Origin of the sequence: Kitasatospora sp. NPDC028055 (assembly GCF_040637885.1) — a bacterium.
Lineage (GTDB): Bacteria > Actinomycetota > Actinomycetes > Streptomycetales > Streptomycetaceae > Kitasatospora.
The window spans coordinates 208,770-225,446 of record NZ_JBEZXE010000005.1; the positions used below are offsets into that span (position 1 = coordinate 208,770).

Genomic DNA, 16,677 nt, shown 5'->3' on the forward strand with positions numbered 1-16,677 from the left:
GTCGTCCCTTTCCTGTGAGGTGATGGCTAGATCAGCGGGGCCTGCGGGCCGTTCGGCCGGTTCAGGCGCTCGTCGGTGATGGCGACCGCGATCGCCGCGACCTCCGCGTTGTCGAGCCGGCGGAAGCCGTCCGCGGTGATCAGCGAGACGATCGGGAAGATCTTGCGGGCGAGGTCCGGGCCGCCGGTGGCGGAGTCGTCGTCGGCCGCGTCGTAGAGCGCCTGGACGACCAGGGTGGCGGCCTGCTCGGCGTTCAGGCCGTCGCGGTAGAGCTTCTTGAGCGAGCCGCGGGCGAAGACCGAGCCCGAGCCGGTGGCGGTGAAGCCGTGCTCCTCGGAGCGCCCGCCGGTGACGTCGTAGTTGAAGATCCGGCCGCGGCCGAGGTCGAGGTCGTAGCCGGCGAAGACCGGCACCACCGCGAGGCCCTGCATCGCCATGCCGAGGTTGCCCCGGATCATGGTGGTGAGCCGGTTGGCCTTGCCCTCCAGGGAGAGCACCGCGCCCTCGATCTTCTCGTAGTGCTCCAGTTCCAGCTGGAACAGCCGGACCATCTCGACCGCGAGGCCGGCGGTGCCGGCGATGCCGACGGCGCTGTACTCGTCCGCCGGGAAGACCTTCTCGATGTCACGCTGGGCGATGACGTTGCCCATGGTCGCGCGGCGGTCACCGGCGATCACCACGCCGCCGTCGAAGACCGCGGCCACGATCGTGGTCCCGTGCGGGGCCTCGACCACGGAGCCCTCGGGGAGCCCGCGGTGGCCGGGCAGCAGCTCCGGCTTGTGCTCTGCGAGGAAGTCCAGGAACGAGGAGGACCCCGGGGTCAGGAAGGCAGCCGGTAGACGCCCGGTGCCACGAGTGTTGGCTTCCACACGATTCCTTCCAGGTAGCTTGAAGCGCGCATTGCCCGCACCCTACCCGCCGACGATCACCGTCCAACGCGTGGAGGGGCCGGAACCGGGACGGCCGGGCGGGCAGCGCCGCCCGACCGTCCCGGGCGGTCGCGACCGTGAATTCCCGATTACCCGGGTACGGGCTATTGCCCGCCCTTCTGCACGAATCCCCGGACGAAATCCTCGGCGTTCGACTCGAGGACCTCGTCGATTTCGTCGAGCACCGCGTCGACGTCGTCGCTCAACTTTTCCTGGCGCTCCTTGAGCTCGTCGGAATTCTGCGATTCCGCGACCTGCTCCTCGACCTCCTCGGAGGAGCGGTTTGCCCGCTGCTGGCCGCCGCCGGTGTCCTTGCTCGCCATTTCCCTCACCCCGCTCGAATCGTCTGGCACGGTTTGGTCGGTCGGTCGTTGCCGGTTGGCACCGACCCTATACACAAGGTGCGACTGCCGCTCCCGGTTTGCCGATGGTGCTCCCTGTCCAACGCCCGCTGCCACCCCGGATGATTCCCATTCGGCGGACGTTCACCCGTGGTGATCGAAAAGTTACCCGCCGGCGAGGACACGCAGCAGGTCCTCCGCCGTGCGGCAGCGGTCCAGCAGCTCCTTGACGTGGTTGCGGGTGCCGCGCAGGGGCTCCAGGGTGGGCACCCGCTGCAACGAGTCCCGGCCGGGCAGGTCGAAGATGACCGAGTCCCAGGAGGCCGCCGCGACGTGCTCCGCGTACTGCTCCAGGCAGCGGCCGCGGAAGTACGCCCGGGTGTCCTCCGGGGGCTTGGAGACGGCCCGCTCGACCTCCTCCTCGGTCAGCAGCCGCTCGAACCGGCCGCGGGCCACCAGGCGGTTGTAGAGGCCCTTCTCGGGCCGCACGTCGCTGTACTGGAGGTCCACCAGGTGCAGCCGGGGGCTGTCCCACTCCAGGGCGTCCCGGCTGCGGTAGCCCTCCAGGATCTCCCGCTTGGCGATCCAGTCCAGCTGCCGGGAGAGCGACATCGGGTCGCGCTCCAGCCGCCCGAGGACGTCCTCCCAGCGGGCCAGCACGTCCAGGGTCTGCTCGTCGGCGTCGGTGCCGAAGCGGTCCTCGACGTACTTGCGGGCCAGTTCGAAGTACTCCAGCTGGAGTTGGACGGCGGTGAGCTTGCGCCCGTTGCGCAGGGTGATCAGGTGCTTGAGCGTCGGGTCGTGGGAGACCCGGTGCAGGGTGCGCACCGGCTGGTCGACCGCGAGGTCGGAGGCGATGAAGGCGTCCTCGATCATCGACAGGACCAGCGAGGTGGTGCCCAGCTTGAGGTAGGTGGAGATCTCGGAGAGGTTGGCGTCGCCGATGATCACGTGCAGCCGGCGGTACTTCTCGGCGTCGGCGTGCGGTTCGTCCCGGGTGTTGATGATCGGGCGCTTGAGGGTGGTCTCCAGGCCGACCTCGACCTCGAAGTAGTCCGCCCGCTGGCTGATCTGGAAGCCGTTCGCCGAGCCGTCCTGGCCGATGCCGACCCGGCCGGCGCCGGTGACCACCTGGCGGGAGACGAAGAACGGGGTGAGGTGGCGGACGATGTCGGCGAACGGCGTCGCCCGCTTCATCAGGTAGTTCTCGTGGGTGCCGTAGGAGGCGCCCTTGTTGTCGGTGTTGTTCTTGTACAGGTGGATGTTCTGCCCGTTGGGCAGCTCCAGCGCGCGCTGGGCGGCGGCCGCCATGATCCGCTCGCCCGCCTTGTCCCAGAGCACGGCGTCGCGCGGGTTGGTCACCTCGGGCGAGCTGTACTCGGGGTGTGCGTGGTCCACGTAGAACCGGGCCCCGTTGGTCAGGATGACGTTGGCGAGGCCGATGTCCTCGTCGGTCAGCTGGCTGGCGTCCGCCACCTCGCGCGCGAGGTCGAAGCCCCGCGCGTCGCGCAGCGGGTTCTCCTCCTCGAAGTCCCAGCGGGCCCGCCGTGCCCGGTGCATCGCCGCCGCGTACGCATTGACGATCTGGGACGAGGTGAGCATGGCGTTGGCGTTGGGGTGCCCGGGCACGGAGATCCCGTACTCGGTCTCGATGCCCATAACGCGCCGTACGGTCATGCGGCCCTCCTTGCCCGGTGCCCCGCCCCCGGCGGGCGGAACACGCTGACGTACCGCTGAACAACACCGGCGCCGGACATCTGCCCGCGGACGGTGGGTCGAGCCTATTTCCGTGTCGTGCGGCGGGCCCCGAGACGCGCCGTCCGGCTGCGGGGCCGCGAGGCGCCACAGCCGGACGGGGTGCGTACAGCTCCGGGGACCGTCGCCGGCCCGGACAACCGCGTGCTTACAGGTACTGCCCCGTGTTGGCGACAGTGTCGATGGAGCGGCCGGACTCGGCGCCCTGCTTGCCGGTGACCAGCGTGCGGATGAAGACGATCCGCTCGCCCTTCTTGCCGGAGATGCGGGCCCAGTCGTCCGGGTTGGTGGTGTTCGGCAGGTCCTCGTTCTCCTTGAACTCGTCCACGCAGGCGGCGAGCAGGTGGGAGACGCGCAGACCGCGCTGACCGTGGTCGAGGAAGTCCTTGATGGCCATCTTCTTCGCCCGGTCGACGATGTTCTGGATCATGGCGCCGGAGTTGAAGTCCTTGAAGTACAGGACCTCCTTGTCACCGTTGGCGTAGGTGACCTCCAGGAAGCGGTTCTCCTCGGTCTCCGAGTACATCCGCTCCACGACCGACTGGATCATCGCCGCCACCGTGGCGCCCACGGAGCCCTCGTGCTCCTTGAGGTCGTCCGGGTGGAACGGCAGCGAGTCCTTGAGGTACTTGGAGAAGATGTCCTTCGCGGCCTCGGCGTCCGGGCGCTCGATCTTGATCTTGACGTCCAGGCGGCCGGGCCGCAGGATCGCCGGGTCGATCATGTCCTCGCGGTTCGAGGCGCCGATGACGATGACGTTCTCCAGGCCCTCCACGCCGTCGATCTCGGCGAGCAGCTGCGGGACGATGGTGTTCTCCACGTCCGAGCTGACACCGGAACCGCGGGTGCGGAACAGGGACTCCATCTCGTCGAAGAAGACGATGACGGGCGTGCCCTCGCTCGCCTTCTCCCGGGCCCGCTGGAAGACCAGCCGGATCTGCCGCTCGGTCTCGCCCACGTACTTGTTGAGCAGCTCCGGGCCCTTGATGTTGAGGAAGTAGCTCTTCCCCTGGGGGCGGCCGGTGACCTCGGCGACCTTCTTGGCCAGCGAGTTGGCGACCGCCTTGGCGATCAGCGTCTTGCCGCAGCCGGGCGGGCCGTAGAGCAGCACGCCCTTGGGCGGGCGCAGCTCGTACTCCTTGAAGAGGTCGGCGTGCAGGTACGGCAGCTCGACCGCGTCGCGGATCAGCTCGATCTGGTTGCTCAGGCCGCCGATCTGGCGGTAGTCGATGTCCGGGACCTCCTCGAGGACCAGTTCCTCGACCTCGGACTTCGGCACCACCTCGTACACGTAGCCGGAGCGGGGCTCCAGCAGCAGTGCGTCGCCGGCCCGGACGGTGATGTCCCGCAGCGGTTCGGCGAGGCGCACCACCCGCTCCTCGTCGGTGTGGCCGATGACCAGGGCGCGCTCGCCGTCCTCGAGGATCTCCTTGAGGGTGACGATCTCGCCGATGCGCTCGAAGGCCATCGCATCCACGATGTTGAGGGCCTCGTTGAGCATCACTTCCTGGCCGCGCCGCAGTTCGTCGAGGGCGACGTTCGGGCTGACATTGACGCGGAGCTTGCGACCGCCGGTGAAGATGTCGGCGGTACCGTCCTCGTTCGCCTCGAGGAAGGTGCCGAACCCGGCCGGGGGCTGTGCCAGCCGGTCCACTTCCTCCTTGAGGGCCACGATCTGGTCGCGGGCCTCGCGCAGGGTGGAGGCGAGTCGTTCGTTCTGGGCGGTCACGCCGGCCAGGTTGGTCTGGAGCTCGACGATCCGCTCTTCGAGGATTCTCGAATTGCGCGGCGAGTCGGCGAGCTTGCGGCGCAGTACGGCGATTTCCTGCTCAAGGTACGAGACCTGAGCGGCCTCGTCGGAACCACGAGCGGGCCTGCCGGTGCTGCGGTTGTAGTCGTCATCGTGGGCTGCCACGGTCCTCACCTCCTCCGGGGAGCTGGACGCTTCCAGACCCTACCTGGGACCAGGGGTCCGTAAACCCCTAGATCAAGAAAGATGGAACGGGCGTGTCCGATCTTCGCCCCAGCGTGCTTCCCCTCTGCTAAGGGGATACCCACCGCGCACCACCCAAAGCGGGCCAGATGTATCGTCGGGCGAAGTGATATCCGATCGCGACCGCGGTGGTGGGTCCGATCGTTGTACGAATGGCGGGATTGCTCCAGGAATAGGGGCGACCCGGGACAGAAACGGCAGGGGACCATGTCGGTGACCGAGCAGACCGCGGCAGCGGCCGAGGAGCTGGAGGTGTGGATCGACCAGGATCTGTGCACCGGCGACGGCATCTGCGTCCAGTACGCACCGGAGGTCTTCGAGCTGGACATCGACGGACTCGCGTACGTGAAGGGCGAGGACGACGAACTGCGCCAGCAGCCCGGGGAGACCGCCCCGGTGCCGCTGACGCTCCTTCAGGACGTGGTGGACTCGGCGAAGGAGTGCCCCGGCGACTGCATCCACGTGCGCCGGGTCGCCGACCGGGTCGAGGTCTACGGGCCCGACGCCGACTAGCGGTTCGGGCCGCGCGCAGGGTTCAGGTCGCGCTGACCGGGGCGGCGGTCTGGGAGCGTTCCCAGCCGCCGCCCCGGTGCGTCCAGGTGAGGTCGAGTGAGAGGTCCGGGCGGAAGCGCGGCACCTCGTCGCTCGAATACCCCTGCGCGCGGCCGGTGATGGCGCCGTCGGAGCGCACCGCGAGCCGGCTCAGGGTCAGGTTCTCCCGCTCGGTCAGCAGGGTGGCGACCACCACCGGGCGCCGGTCCGGGCCGAAGCCGAGCAGGTAGACGGATTCCGGCGGGGTGCCGGTGTCGGTGCCGCACTGCGCGGCGACGACCGTACCGGGGCTGCCGTCGCCCAGGTCGGCGGGCACGCTGAGCACCGTCCTGACCGGGAACGGGCCGCAGTCCATGGGCAGTTGGGCCTTGGCTGGATCGGGGGCCGCGCTCGCCGCGAGCGCCTTGGGGGTGCCGCCGCGGGCGGGCAGCGGGGTGCCGGTCGCCGGGGAGGCGGCGAGTGCGGCGGCCACCACCGCGCCGCAGCCGGCCAGGGCGAGGGCCCAGTGCCAGGGTGCGGTCCGTGCGTGACCGGGCCGGGTGCGGCCCTGCGGTGTCTGCTGTCCGGCCGTCGCCGTCGTCCCGACCGCGGTCTCCACCAGGCGTCCCCTCCAGAGCTCCAGGAGCGTGTGAGCGAGCATCGTCCCACACCGGGGTGAGCGGCAGACGAAAGGGGTGGTGCGAGCGCGATGCTCGCACCACCCCTGGTGTTCGGGCCGGGCTCAGCCCAGGTCGGGCTGCTCGGAGTCGGTGTCGCGGGCCGCCCTGCGGGCCGCGGCGCGCTCCTGGAGGGACGGCTCGGGCGCCCCGCTGTCGTAGTCCTCGCCGTAGGCGCCCTTGGCCGGGCGGCGGCGGCGCAGCGGCGGCTCGACACCGTCCGCCAGGCGGCGGGCGGTGAGCAGGAAGCCGGTGTGGCCGATCATCCGGTGGTCCGGGCGGACGGCCAGGCCCTCCAGGTGCCAGGTGCGGACCATGGTCTCCCAGGCCTGCGGCTCGGTGAAGGTGCCGTGGTCGCGCAGCGCCTCGACGGTCTTGGACATCTGCGTCGTGGTGGCCACGTAGCAGCAGATCAGGCCGCCGGGGACGAGCGCCTTGGAGGCGACGTCCAGGCACTCCCAGGGGGCCAGCATGTCGAGGATGACACGGTCGACGTCGGTCTCGACCAGGTTGTCCTGGAGGTCGCCGACGGTCAGCTTCCACGCCGGGTGCGGGCCGCCGAAGTAGCGCTCCACGTTGCCCTGGGCGATGTCCGCGAAGTCCTGCCGGCGCTCGTAGGAGGCCAGCATGCCCTGCTCGCCGACGGCGCGCAGCAGGTACGTGCTGAGTGCGCCCGAGCCGACACCCGCCTCGATCACCCGGGCACCGGCGAAGATGTCGGCCATCGCCAGGATCTGCCCCGCGTCCTTGGGATAGATCACGGCGGCGCCGCGGGGCATGGACAGGACGTAGTCGGGGAGCAGGGGGCGCAGCGCGAGGTACGGGACGTTCCCCGTGGTGCGCACGACCGTGCCTTCGGGAGCGCCGATCAGCTCGTCGTGCGGGAACGCACCCTTGTGGGTGTGGAACTGGTTCCCGGCCTGGAGCGTGAACGTGTAGTGGCGACCCTTGGGGTCGGTCAGCTGGACCTGGTCCCCGACCTGGAAGGGCCCGCGTCGGCGGGCAGCACCGGTCGGTTCGGACATGCGCCCAATCCTAAGGGAAGCGGGGCGTCCCGCCTCACCAGGTCCTGCTCAGCGGCCGGAGACGGCCGCCGTGAGGCGCTGTTCGATGTCGCTGAGCGCGGCCACGCCGTAGATCCGGCCGTCCGCCTCGACCACCAGGTACTCCCCCGCCGGGGTGGCCTGGACGGCCCGCAGCAGGTCCTCGCCGCCGAGGTCGGCGTCCAGCCGCAGCCCGGGTTCGAGGTCGCGGGCGAGCGGGCCGACGACCACCCAGGGGCGGCGGTGCTCCGGTACGGCCCGTACCGCGGACTCCCGGACGATGGCGATCGGCTCGCCCCGGCCGTCCACCACCACGACCGCGCCGGCCTCGGCCTCGCGGGCCCGGCGCATCGCCTCGCCGAGCGGGGTGTCGGCGGTGACCTCGACGGTGCGGCGGGCGAGGTCGCGCAGCCGCAGGGCGGGCAGCGCCTCCTTGAGCCGGGCGTTGCGCAGGCTCCCGGTGGCGCCGTTCCAGATGATCGCGGCCAGCACGGCGGCCAGCACCGCGTCCACCAGGGTGTCGGTGGTGGTGCGCTCGGCGCCGCGGGAGGCGCTGACCAGCGGCAGGCCGAACAGCACCGCGACGGCCAGCCCGCGGCCGATCCAGGCGGCCGCCACGGTGCCGGTCATCGCCCTGCCGGTGATCGCCCAGACCACCGCGCGCAGCATCCGGCCGCCGTCCAGCGGCAGGCCGGGCAGCAGGTTGAAGGCGGCGACCACCAGGTTGGAGACCATCAGGCCGGTCAGCAGCACCCCGGGCACGCTGGACAGGTCGACGGCGCGCAGCGCCAGGTAGAAGACCCCGCCGAGCACCAGCGACAGCAGCGGGCCGACGAAGGCCAGCCAGAACTCGCGCCAGGGGCTCTCGGCCTCGTTCTCGATCTCGGAGACGCCGCCGAAGAACTGCAGCTGGATCCGCCGCACCCCGAGCCGGTAGCGCAGCGCGACCAGGGTGTGGGCGAGCTCGTGCACCAGGACGGAGGCGTAGAAGGCGACCGCGAAGAAGAACGCGAGCAGGTAGCGCTCACCGCTGCCGAGTTCGGGCAGCACGTCGCCGAGCTGCCCGCCGAACACCCAGGTGATCAGCGCGGCGATGACGAACCAGGACGGGGTGACGTAGACGGGCACGCCGAAGGGGCGCCCCATCAGGAGGCCGCCGCCGTGCTCCGGCGGGCGCCCCTTCGGGCGTCCGCCGTCCTGCGGTGGCTGGTCGGAGGTCTGCTGCCCCCTGGTGTCGCTCACCGTGATCCCTTCGGTCGTCCGCCGTCGTGCCCCGGTGCGCCCACGCTACGTGATCGCGGCCACTCGGCGGCGCGCGCCCCTCTGCCAGGGTTCATACCCACTGGACCGGCCCCGGACCGGGCCGGGGCCCGGCCGACTGCCGGGAAGGGGCACCGCGGCAGCCCGGTGGCAGCGGGATGACAGCAAAGGGCAATAGGGTCGTAGCCATGCAGCAGACCGACACCAGCAGCGCCGCCGGGGCCCCGGCGCGCCCGGCGGCGCCCCCGACCGGGCTCTCCCCGTCCCGTGCCGGGGACTTCCTCACCTGTCCCCTGCTGTACCGGCTGCGGGTGATCGACCGGCTGCCCGAGCCGCCGAGCCCGGCGGCGACCCGGGGCACGCTGGTGCACGCGGTGCTGGAGCGGCTGTTCGACAGCCCGGCGGCCGAGCGGACGCCGGAGCGGGCGCTGGGCCTGCTGCGTCCGCAGTGGGAGCGGCTGCTGGGCGAGCGCCCGGAGCTGGGCTCGCTGTTCCCGGACGACCCGGACGGCGCGGCGCTGACCCGCTGGCTGGCGGACGCCGAGAAGCTGGTCGGCCAGTGGTTCCGGCTGGAGGACCCGACCCGGCTGCACCCGGTGGAGCGCGAGCTGTACGTGGAGACGGCCCTGGAGTCGGGGCTGCTGCTGCGCGGCTACATCGACCGGGTGGACGTCGCCCCCACCGGCGAGGTCCGGCTGGTGGACTACAAGACCGGCCGGGCGCCCTCGCGGGACTTCGAGGGCAAGGCGATGTTCCAGATGAAGTTCTACGCACTGGTGGTGTGGCGCTGGAAGGGCGTGATCCCCAAGCGGCTCCAGCTGGTCTACCTCGGCGGCGGCGGGGACGTGGTCAGCTACGACCCGGACGAGGCCGACCTGCTCGCGGTGGAGCGCAAGCTGCAGGCGCTGTGGGAGCGGATCGCCCAGGCGGTGGCCACCGGGGACTTCCCGGCGACCCGCAACCGGCTCTGCGACTGGTGCGACCACCAGGCCAGCTGCCCGGAGTTCGGCGGCACCCCGCCGCCGTACCCGCTGCCGCTGGCCCGTACGTCGGATGAGAGCGATCCCACGGGGGATCCGATGAGCAAGGAGTCCTAGTGACGATCCGAGTGCTGCTGGTCGACGACCAGCCGCTGCTGCGCACCGGTTTCCGGATGATCCTGGAGGCCGAGTCCGACCTCGTGGTGGTCGGCGAGGCCGGTGACGGTCAGCAGGCGCTGGACCAGGTCCGGGCGCTGCAGCCCGACGTGGTGCTGATGGACATCCGGATGCCGCGGATGGACGGCGTCGAGGCGACCCGCCGGATCGCCGGTCCGGGTCGGGACGGCCCGGCCAAGGTGCTGGTGCTGACCACCTTCGACCTGGACGAGTACGTGGTGGAGGCGCTGCGCGCGGGTGCCAGCGGCTTCCTGCTCAAGGACGTCCCGGCGGAGGAGCTGGTGCAGGCGATCCGGGTGGTCGCGGACGGCGCGGCGATGCTGGCGCCGAGCATCACCCGCCGGCTGCTGGACATGTACGCCACCAAGCTGCCCTCGGGCGAGGAGGCCCCGCCGCAGGCGCTGAGCGCGCTGACCGAGCGGGAGTTGGAGGTGTTGAAGCTGGTGGCGCGCGGGCTGTCGAACGCGGAGATCGCGGCCGAGCTGTTCGTCAGCGAGACGACCGTGAAGACCCACGTCGGCCACGTGCTGACCAAGCTCCAGCTGCGCGACCGGGTGCAGGCGGCGGTGTACGCCTACGAGAGCGGCCTGGTGCGGCCGGGCGCGCTGTAGCCCGGGGAACGCGACGGCGGCCCGCCCGCTCCCCCGGTGTCCCGGGACGGAGCGGGCGGGCCGCCGTGCGTCGCGCGCTACTTGCCGCTGCGGCCGATCTCCCAGAAGCGGAAGAAGCCGGTGGTGTCGACGGTGGACTCGACACCGGTGATGTCCGGGCGGGCCGCGTAGAAGGACTTGTTCTGGTACAGCGGGACCAGCGGGACGGTGTCCGCGACGATCTGCTGGACCTGCGCGTAGCCCGCCGAGGCGGCGCTGCGGTCGGCCTGCTTGAGGCCGTCCGGGATCAGCTTCTGGCTGATCCTCGGGTCGTCCCAACCGGTGTGGAAGACGCCGCCGTCGAGCAGCAGCGGGGCGAGGTAGTTGTCCGGGTCGGGGTAGTCGGCGAACCAACCGATGATGTACGCCTGGTACTTGCCCTCGGTCCAGCCCTTCTTGTAGGCGTCCCAGTCCGCCTCCTGCTGGACCGTCACCTGGAAGAGGCCGCCGGTCTCCAGCTGCTTCTTGATCGTCTCGGCCTCGCCGCCGCCGGCCCGCGAGCGGGACCAGGTGAGGGTGAGCTTGACCGGGGTCTGGACCTTGGCGTCGGTCAGGGCCTTCTTGGCCTTGGCCACGTCCTGGTCGCCCCAGCGGTCGAAGAAGGCGGTGGTGTGGCCGGTGACGCCGGCCGGGACCATCGCGTACAGCGGCTGGACGGTGCGGGCGAAGACGTCGCGGGCGAGCGCCTTGCGGTCGAGCAGCGCGGCGGCGGCCTGGCGGACGCCGACGTTGGAGAGCACCGGGTCCTTGGTGTTGAAGGCCAGCGAGCGGGTGTCGTTGCTGTCGCCCTCGACCACCTGGAGGTCGGTCTTGCCGCCCTGCTGGTCCGAGCGGATCTGGGCCGCGGTGTTGGGCTCCAGGCTGTTGTCGGTGACGTCGACGTCGCCCTTGTCCAGCGCCGCCTTGAGGTCGGCGGGCTTGTCGAAGTACCGGACGGTGAACTTGCTGTTCCGCAGCTTGGCGTCGCCGCTGTACTTGTCGTTGGGGACCAGCACGACCTTGCCCAGCTGCTTGCCGCCGGCCATGCCCTCGACCGAGTCGAAGCGGTACGGGCCGGAGCCGACCACCTTGTCGTTGGCGAGCGCCTTGTCGGCCGGGTAGACCTGGTGGTCGACGATGGCGCCGGCCGGGGAGGCCAGCTTGGCCGGCAGGGTGGCGTCGGGGGTCGCCAGGTGGAAGACCACCTCGCTGTCGCCCTTGGCCTCCACGCTCTTGATCGAGGCGAGCAGGCCGGCCGGGCCGTTCGGGTCGTTGATCTTCTTGGTCCGCTGGATCGAGAACACCACGTCCTCGGCGGTCAGCGGGTGGCCGTTGGAGAACTTCAGGCCGGGCCGCAGGGTGCAGTGGTACTCGGTGGCCTCGCCGCCGGAGAAGTCGCAGGACTGCGCGGCGTCCGGGGAGGGCGTGCTGGCGGCGGCCGGGAAGGTCAGCAGCGACTGGAAGGTGTTGCGCAGCACCAGCCAGGAACCGGAGTCGTAGACCACCGCGGGGTCCAGCACGCCGGTGAGCTGGGCGGTCCCCATGGTGATGGACTTGCCGCCGCTGTCCCCCTTGACGGCGTCGGTGACCGATCCGCAACCGGCCACCGTCACGGCGACCAGACCGGCGCAGCCGAGTGCTGCCAGGCGTTCAGCTGAAGTCTTCACGGGAGCGTCCTTCGGGGGTGTCGCGAACCCGAGTAGCGTGCCATATCGAACACGCACGACCGATACCCGTGCAGATGACGTTTGGGACACGGTCGTTGGGGGCATCACGGCGCGCCCGACGAGTTGTCAGCCATTGCCCGTTTTCTCCCCACCGGACCGCCGGTGCCGGCCCGGCAGGGCCGCCTACCGGCCGGTAGGGTCGGCGCGCAATGAGATGACAATCACATCCAGTGGGTGGCCGCGCCCTGGACCCGCGAGGCGACCAGCGACCGCAGCAGTTCGAGATCGACCTGCTCCAGCGACGGCAGCACCAGCCGCCCGGGGGCCGGCTCGATCGGCGCCACCGAGGGCACCGCGATCACCGGACAGCCCGCCGCCTCGCCCGCCCGCACCCCGGTCGGGGTGTCCTCGACGACCACGCAGCGGGCCGGCTCCGCACCCAGCCGGCGGGCCGCCTCCAGGTACGGGTCGGGGAACGGCTTGGTGCGCGGCAGCTCGTCCCCGCCGATGGTGAAGGCGAACCGGTCGGCGCCCAGCGAGCGCAGCACGATGTCGATCACGTGCCGGTGCGAGGCGGACACCAGCGCGGCCGGAACGCCGTGCGCGGCAAGGGTGTTGAGCAGCCGCTCGGCCCCCGGCATCAGCGGCACCCCGCCCCCCAGCAGGTCGACGAAGCGCTGGTTGACCAGCACCCCCAGGTCGGCCGGGGCGATGTCCACCCCGGTGCGGGCGACCAGGTACTCCATCACCCTGGTCATCGGTCCGCCGACGACGTGCGCCCGGTCCTGCTCGTCCAGCCGGTGGCCCAGCTCGGCGAAGAGCGACACCTCGGCCTGCCACCAGAAGTCCTCGGTGTCCACCAGCGTGCCGTCCATGTCCAGCAGCACTGCCTGGAGGCCGGGCTCGGGCCCGAGGTCGAGCGCCGGGGCGGCGGTGGAGCTGGTCGTCATGGCAAGTCCTTCCGGCTGCGCCCAGGACGGTCCCGGGGATGGCACGGGCCGGCCCGCTGGTCAGCGGACCGGCCCGTTCAGGATCATCCAGGATACGCCCGCTTCGCCCGGAAAGAGCGAACGGAGAAGGACGTACGGGTTACCGTGCGTTGAAGTACTTCGCCTCGGGGTGGTGGATCACGATGGCGTCGGTGGACTGCTCCGGGTGGAGCTGGAACTCCTCGGACAGCACCACGCCGATCCGCTCGGGCTTGAGCAGCTCGGCGATCTTGGCGCGGTCCTCCAGCTCGGGGCAGGCCCCGTAGCCGAGCGAGAAGCGGGCGCCCCGGTACTTGAGGGCGAACATGTCCTTGACGTCCTGCGGGTCCTCGCCGGAGAAGCCCAGCTCGAAACGGACCCGGGCGTGCCAGAACTCGGCCAGCGCCTCGGCCAGCTGGACGGAGAGGCCGTGCAGCTCCAGGTAGTCGCGGTAGGAGTTCCCGGCGAACAGCTCGTTGGCCGCCTCGGAGATCCGGTTGCCCATGGTGACCACCTGGAGCCCGACCACGTCCCGCTCGCCGGACTCCTCCGGGCGGAAGAAGTCCGCCAGGCAGAGCCGGCGGCCGCGCCGCTGGCGGGGGAAGGTGAAGCGGGTCCGCTCGGTGCCGTCCTCGTGGAAGACGATCAGGTCGTCGCCCTTGGAGTTGGCCGGGTAGTAGCCGTAGACCACGGCCGCCTCCAGCCAGCCCTCGGTCTGCAGCCGGTCCAGCCAGGCCCGCAGCCGCGGCCGGCCCTCGGTCTCCACCAGCTCCTCGTAGGACGGGCCGTCGCCGCTGCGCGCGGCCTTGAGGCCCCACTGGCCCTTGAACAGCGCGTCCTCGTCCAGCCAGGAGGCGTAGTCGGCGAAGGGGATGCCCTTGACGATCCGGTCGCCCCAGAACGGCGGGACGGGCAGCGCGTTGTCCAGCGCGACGTCGGAGCGGATCTGGCCGAGGTTGACCTCGGGCTCCGGCTCAGCCACCTCGACCTTGGCGTGCCGGCGCTGCTTGAGCTCCGGCAGGGCCGCGCCGGGCACGCCGCGCTTGACCGCGATCAGCGCGTCCATCAGCCGCAGGCCCTCGAAGGCGTCCCGGGCGTAGCGGACCTCGCCCTCGTAGATCTCGTGCAGGTCCTGCTCCACGTAGGCGCGGGTCAGGGCGGCGCCGCCGAGGATCACCGGGAAGCTCGCGGCCAGCTTGCGCTGGTTCAGCTCCTCCAGGTTCTCCTTCATGATCACGGTGGACTTCACCAGCAGGCCGGACATCCCGATCACGTCCGCCTTGTGCTCCTGCGCGGCGTCCAGGATCGCCGAGACCGGCTGCTTGATGCCCAGGTTGACCACGTTGTAGCCGTTGTTGGACAGGATGATGTCGACCAGGTTCTTGCCGATGTCGTGGACGTCGCCCTTGACGGTGGCCAGCACGATGGTGCCCTTGCCCTCGCTGTCGGACTTCTCCATGTGCGGCTCCAGGTGGGCCACCGCGGTCTTCATCACCTCGGCGGACTGGAGCACGAACGGCAGCTGCATCTGGCCGGAGCCGAACAGCTCGCCGACCACCTTCATGCCGGCCAGCAGGGTGTCGTTGATGATCTCCAGCGCCGGGCGCACGCCCAGCGCCTCGTCCAGGTCGGCCTCCAGGCCGTTGCGCTCGCCGTCGATGATCCGGCGCTGCAGCCGCTCCTCCAGCGGGAGCGCGGCCAGCTCCTGCGCCTTGGAGGCCTTCACCGAGGCGGTGGAGACGCCCTCGAACAGCTCCAGCAGGCGCTGCAGCGGGTCGTAGCCGTCCCGGCGGCGGTCGTACACCAGGTCCAGGGCGGCCTCGCGCTGGTCCTCGGGGATCCGGGAGATCGGCAGGATCTTGGAGGCGTGCACGATCGCCGAGTCCAGGCCGGCCTCCACGCACTCGTGCAGGAAGACGGAGTTGAGCACCACCCGGGCGGCCGGGTTGAGGCCGAAGGAGATGTTCGACAGGCCCAGGGTGGTCTGCACCTTCGGGTGGCGGCGCTTGAGCTCGCGGATCGCCTCGATGGTCTCGATGCCGTCCCGGCGGGACTCCTCCTGGCCGGTGGCCAGGGTGAAGGTGAGGCAGTCGACCAGGATCGAGCCCTCGTCGATGCCGTAGTCGGTGGTGAGTTCGGCGATCAGCCGCTCGGCGATCTCGACCTTCGTCTCGGCCGTGCGGGCCTGACCCTGCTCGTCGATGGTCAGCGCGATCAGGCCGGCGCCGTGCTCACGGGCCAGCGAGGCGATCCTCCCGAAGCGCGAGTCGGGGGCGTTGCCGTCCTCGTAGTTGACCGAGTTGAGCACCGCGCGGCCGCCGAGCGCCTCCAGACCGGCCTGCAGCACCGGCGGCTCGGTGGAGTCCAGCACGATCGGCAGGGTGGAGGCGGTGGCCAGCCGGCCCGCGATCTCCTTCATGTCGGCGACGCCGTCCCGGCCGACGTAGTCGACGCACAGGTCCAGCAGGTGGGAGCCGTCCCGGATCTGATCCCGGGCGATCTCCACGCAGGCCTGCCAGTCGCCGGCCAGCATCGACTCGCGGAACTTCTTCGAGCCGTTGGCGTTGGTGCGCTCGCCGATCGCCAGGTACGAGGTGTCCTGACGGAACGGCACCGCCTGGTAGAGCGAGGAGGCCGCCGGCTCCGGCTTCGGCTCGCGCGGCGCGATCGGACGGCCCTGCACCCGCTCGACCACCTGGCGCAGGTGCTCGGGGGTGGTGCCGCAGCAGCCGCCGACCAGCGAGAGGCCGTACTCCCGGGTGAACACGTCGTGGGCGTCGGCCAGTTCGGCCGGGGAGAGCGGGTAGTGGGCGCCGTCCTTGCCGAGCACCGGCAGGCCCGCGTTCGGCATGCAGGACAGGCCGATCCTCGCGTTCTTGGCCAGGTAGCGCAGGTGCTCGCTCATCTCGGCCGGGCCGGTGGCGCAGTTGAGGCCGATGTAGTCGACGCCCAGCGGCTCCAGCGCGGTGAGCGCGGCACCGATCTCGGAGCCGAGCAGCATGGTGCCGGTGGTCTCCACCGTCACCTGCACCAGCACCGGGAGGTCCAGTCCGGCCTCGGCCAGGGCACGCTTGGAGCCGAGGATCGCGGCCTTGGTCTGCAGCAGGTCCTGGCTGGTCTCCACCAGCAGCGCGTCGGCGCCGCCCGCGATCAGACCGGCCGCGTTCCGCTGGAAGCCGTCCCGCAGCGTCTCGTACGGGGCGTGGCCGAGGGTCGGCAGCTTGGTGCCGGGGCCGATCGAGCCGAGCACCCAGCGGGTACGGCCGTCGGCGGCGTGGGCGTCGGCCACCTCGCGGGCGATCCGGGCGCCGGCCTCGGACAGCTCGAAGATCCGCTCGGCGATGTCGTACTCGCCCAGGGCGGAGAAGTTGGCACCGAAGGTGTTGGTCTCCACGCAGTCCACGCCCACCGCGAAGTAGGCCTCGTGGACGGAGCGGACGATGTCCGGGCGGGTGACGTTGAGGACCTCGTTGCAGCCCTCGAGGTTCTGGAAGTCCTCCAGCGTCGGGTCCTGCGCCTGGAGCATGGTGCCCATCGCACCGTCGGCCACCACCACCCGGGTGGCGAGCGCTTCACGCAGTGCGTTCGCGCGGCTCTGCTGAGTGATGGACGGGTTGGCTGCAGTGGCCATGGGGCGTCTCCCTGGTGCGACGGCTGTCGGCTTTGCGAGCCCGCTTGCTCGGGCCCGCACGTGGCCAGGGTATCCGGCCCACGGCCCGGCCTGCGG

The 16,677-nt window shown here is 71.0% G+C and carries 13 protein-coding genes; 3 read left to right on the plus strand and 10 right to left on the minus strand.

Going from position 1 to position 16,677, the window contains the following annotated elements; genetic code table 11:
• Positions 1 to 26 precede the first annotated feature (26 nt).
• The 4 genes from prcB to arc form a co-directional block, all read right to left on the minus strand.
• The gene (prcB, locus tag AB0F71_RS09575; RefSeq protein ID WP_360230316.1) at positions 27 to 869 is read right to left on the minus strand and encodes a proteasome subunit beta; all 843 of its coding nucleotides are present in this window, start codon (positions 867 to 869) and stop codon (positions 27 to 29) included.
• Positions 870 to 1,033: 164 nt separating this feature from the next.
• Entirely contained in the window at positions 1,034 to 1,252 is a 219-nt protein-coding gene (locus tag AB0F71_RS09580; RefSeq protein ID WP_360230318.1) for a ubiquitin-like protein Pup, read from the minus strand.
• A gap of 183 nt (positions 1,253 to 1,435) precedes the next feature.
• A complete protein-coding gene (gene dop / locus AB0F71_RS09585; protein ID WP_360230320.1) occupies positions 1,436 to 2,947 on the minus strand; it encodes a depupylase/deamidase Dop in 1,512 nt (503 codons plus the stop codon).
• A gap of 226 nt (positions 2,948 to 3,173) precedes the next feature.
• Positions 3,174 to 4,940: a proteasome ATPase gene (arc, locus tag AB0F71_RS09590; protein WP_360230322.1), complete on the minus strand. Its 1,767-nt coding sequence runs from the start codon at positions 4,938 to 4,940 to the stop codon at positions 3,174 to 3,176.
• 285 nt (positions 4,941 to 5,225) lie between these two features.
• On the opposite strand from arc, the gene AB0F71_RS09595 reads away from it, so the two are divergent.
• Positions 5,226 to 5,531, plus strand: a complete 306-nt coding sequence (locus AB0F71_RS09595) for a ferredoxin (protein WP_360230324.1) — start codon at positions 5,226 to 5,228, stop codon at positions 5,529 to 5,531.
• Positions 5,532 to 5,553: 22 nt separating this feature from the next.
• Here AB0F71_RS09595 and AB0F71_RS09600 read toward each other — a convergent pair whose 3' ends face one another.
• The 3 genes from AB0F71_RS09600 to AB0F71_RS09610 all read right to left on the minus strand — a co-directional run bounded on the left by AB0F71_RS09600 (position 5,554) and on the right by AB0F71_RS09610 (position 8,511).
• Positions 5,554 to 6,210, minus strand: a complete 657-nt coding sequence (locus AB0F71_RS09600; protein WP_360230326.1) for a hypothetical protein — start codon at positions 6,208 to 6,210, stop codon at positions 5,554 to 5,556.
• A gap of 81 nt (positions 6,211 to 6,291) precedes the next feature.
• Positions 6,292 to 7,251, minus strand: a complete 960-nt coding sequence (locus AB0F71_RS09605; protein ID WP_360230328.1) for a tRNA (adenine-N1)-methyltransferase — start codon at positions 7,249 to 7,251, stop codon at positions 6,292 to 6,294.
• 48 nt (positions 7,252 to 7,299) lie between these two features.
• Positions 7,300 to 8,511 carry a site-2 protease family protein gene (locus AB0F71_RS09610; protein WP_360230330.1) on the minus strand — a complete coding sequence of 404 codons (1,212 nt, stop codon included), beginning with the start codon at positions 8,509 to 8,511 and terminating at the stop codon, positions 7,300 to 7,302.
• A gap of 206 nt (positions 8,512 to 8,717) precedes the next feature.
• Here AB0F71_RS09610 and AB0F71_RS09615 point away from each other — a divergent pair, with 206 nt between their 5' ends.
• Both AB0F71_RS09615 and AB0F71_RS09620 read left to right on the plus strand, forming a co-directional pair.
• On the plus strand, positions 8,718 to 9,626 hold the full coding sequence (locus AB0F71_RS09615; RefSeq protein ID WP_360230332.1) for a RecB family exonuclease: 909 nt from the start codon (positions 8,718 to 8,720) through the stop codon (positions 9,624 to 9,626).
• Positions 9,626 to 10,297, plus strand: coding sequence for a response regulator transcription factor (locus tag AB0F71_RS09620; RefSeq protein ID WP_063346919.1), 672 nt, complete (start codon positions 9,626 to 9,628; stop codon positions 10,295 to 10,297). The genes AB0F71_RS09615 and AB0F71_RS09620 overlap by 1 nt, the downstream gene beginning before the upstream one ends.
• A gap of 77 nt (positions 10,298 to 10,374) precedes the next feature.
• Here the strand turns inward: AB0F71_RS09620 and AB0F71_RS09625 are convergent, their stop codons facing one another.
• The 3 genes from AB0F71_RS09625 to metH form a co-directional block, all read right to left on the minus strand.
• Positions 10,375 to 11,982, minus strand: a complete 1,608-nt coding sequence (locus AB0F71_RS09625) for an ABC transporter substrate-binding protein (RefSeq protein WP_360230334.1) — start codon at positions 11,980 to 11,982, stop codon at positions 10,375 to 10,377.
• Between the two features lie 221 nt (positions 11,983 to 12,203).
• Complete coding sequence (locus AB0F71_RS09630; RefSeq protein ID WP_360230336.1) at positions 12,204 to 12,932, minus strand: HAD family phosphatase; 729 nt, start codon at positions 12,930 to 12,932, stop codon at positions 12,204 to 12,206.
• Between the two features lie 139 nt (positions 12,933 to 13,071).
• A complete protein-coding gene (gene metH, locus AB0F71_RS09635) occupies positions 13,072 to 16,581 on the minus strand; it encodes a methionine synthase (RefSeq protein ID WP_360230338.1) in 3,510 nt (1,169 codons plus the stop codon).
• Positions 16,582 to 16,677 lie beyond the last annotated feature (96 nt).

Coding starts and splice junctions, on each gene's coding strand:
- AB0F71_RS09580 (WP_360230318.1), bottom strand. CDS start 1,252: ATGGCGAGCAAGGACACCGGCGGCGGCCAGCAGCGGGCAAACCGCTCC.
- dop (WP_360230320.1), bottom strand. CDS start 2,947: ATGACCGTACGGCGCGTTATGGGCATCGAGACCGAGTACGGGATCTCC.
- AB0F71_RS09595 (WP_360230324.1), top strand. CDS start 5,226: ATGTCGGTGACCGAGCAGACCGCGGCAGCGGCCGAGGAGCTGGAGGTG.
- AB0F71_RS09600 (WP_360230326.1), bottom strand. CDS start 6,210: ATGCTCGCTCACACGCTCCTGGAGCTCTGGAGGGGACGCCTGGTGGAG.
- AB0F71_RS09605 (WP_360230328.1), bottom strand. CDS start 7,251: ATGTCCGAACCGACCGGTGCTGCCCGCCGACGCGGGCCCTTCCAGGTC.
- AB0F71_RS09615 (WP_360230332.1), top strand. CDS start 8,718: ATGCAGCAGACCGACACCAGCAGCGCCGCCGGGGCCCCGGCGCGCCCG.
- AB0F71_RS09630 (WP_360230336.1), bottom strand. CDS start 12,932: ATGACGACCAGCTCCACCGCCGCCCCGGCGCTCGACCTCGGGCCCGAG.
- metH (WP_360230338.1), bottom strand. CDS start 16,581: ATGGCCACTGCAGCCAACCCGTCCATCACTCAGCAGAGCCGCGCGAAC.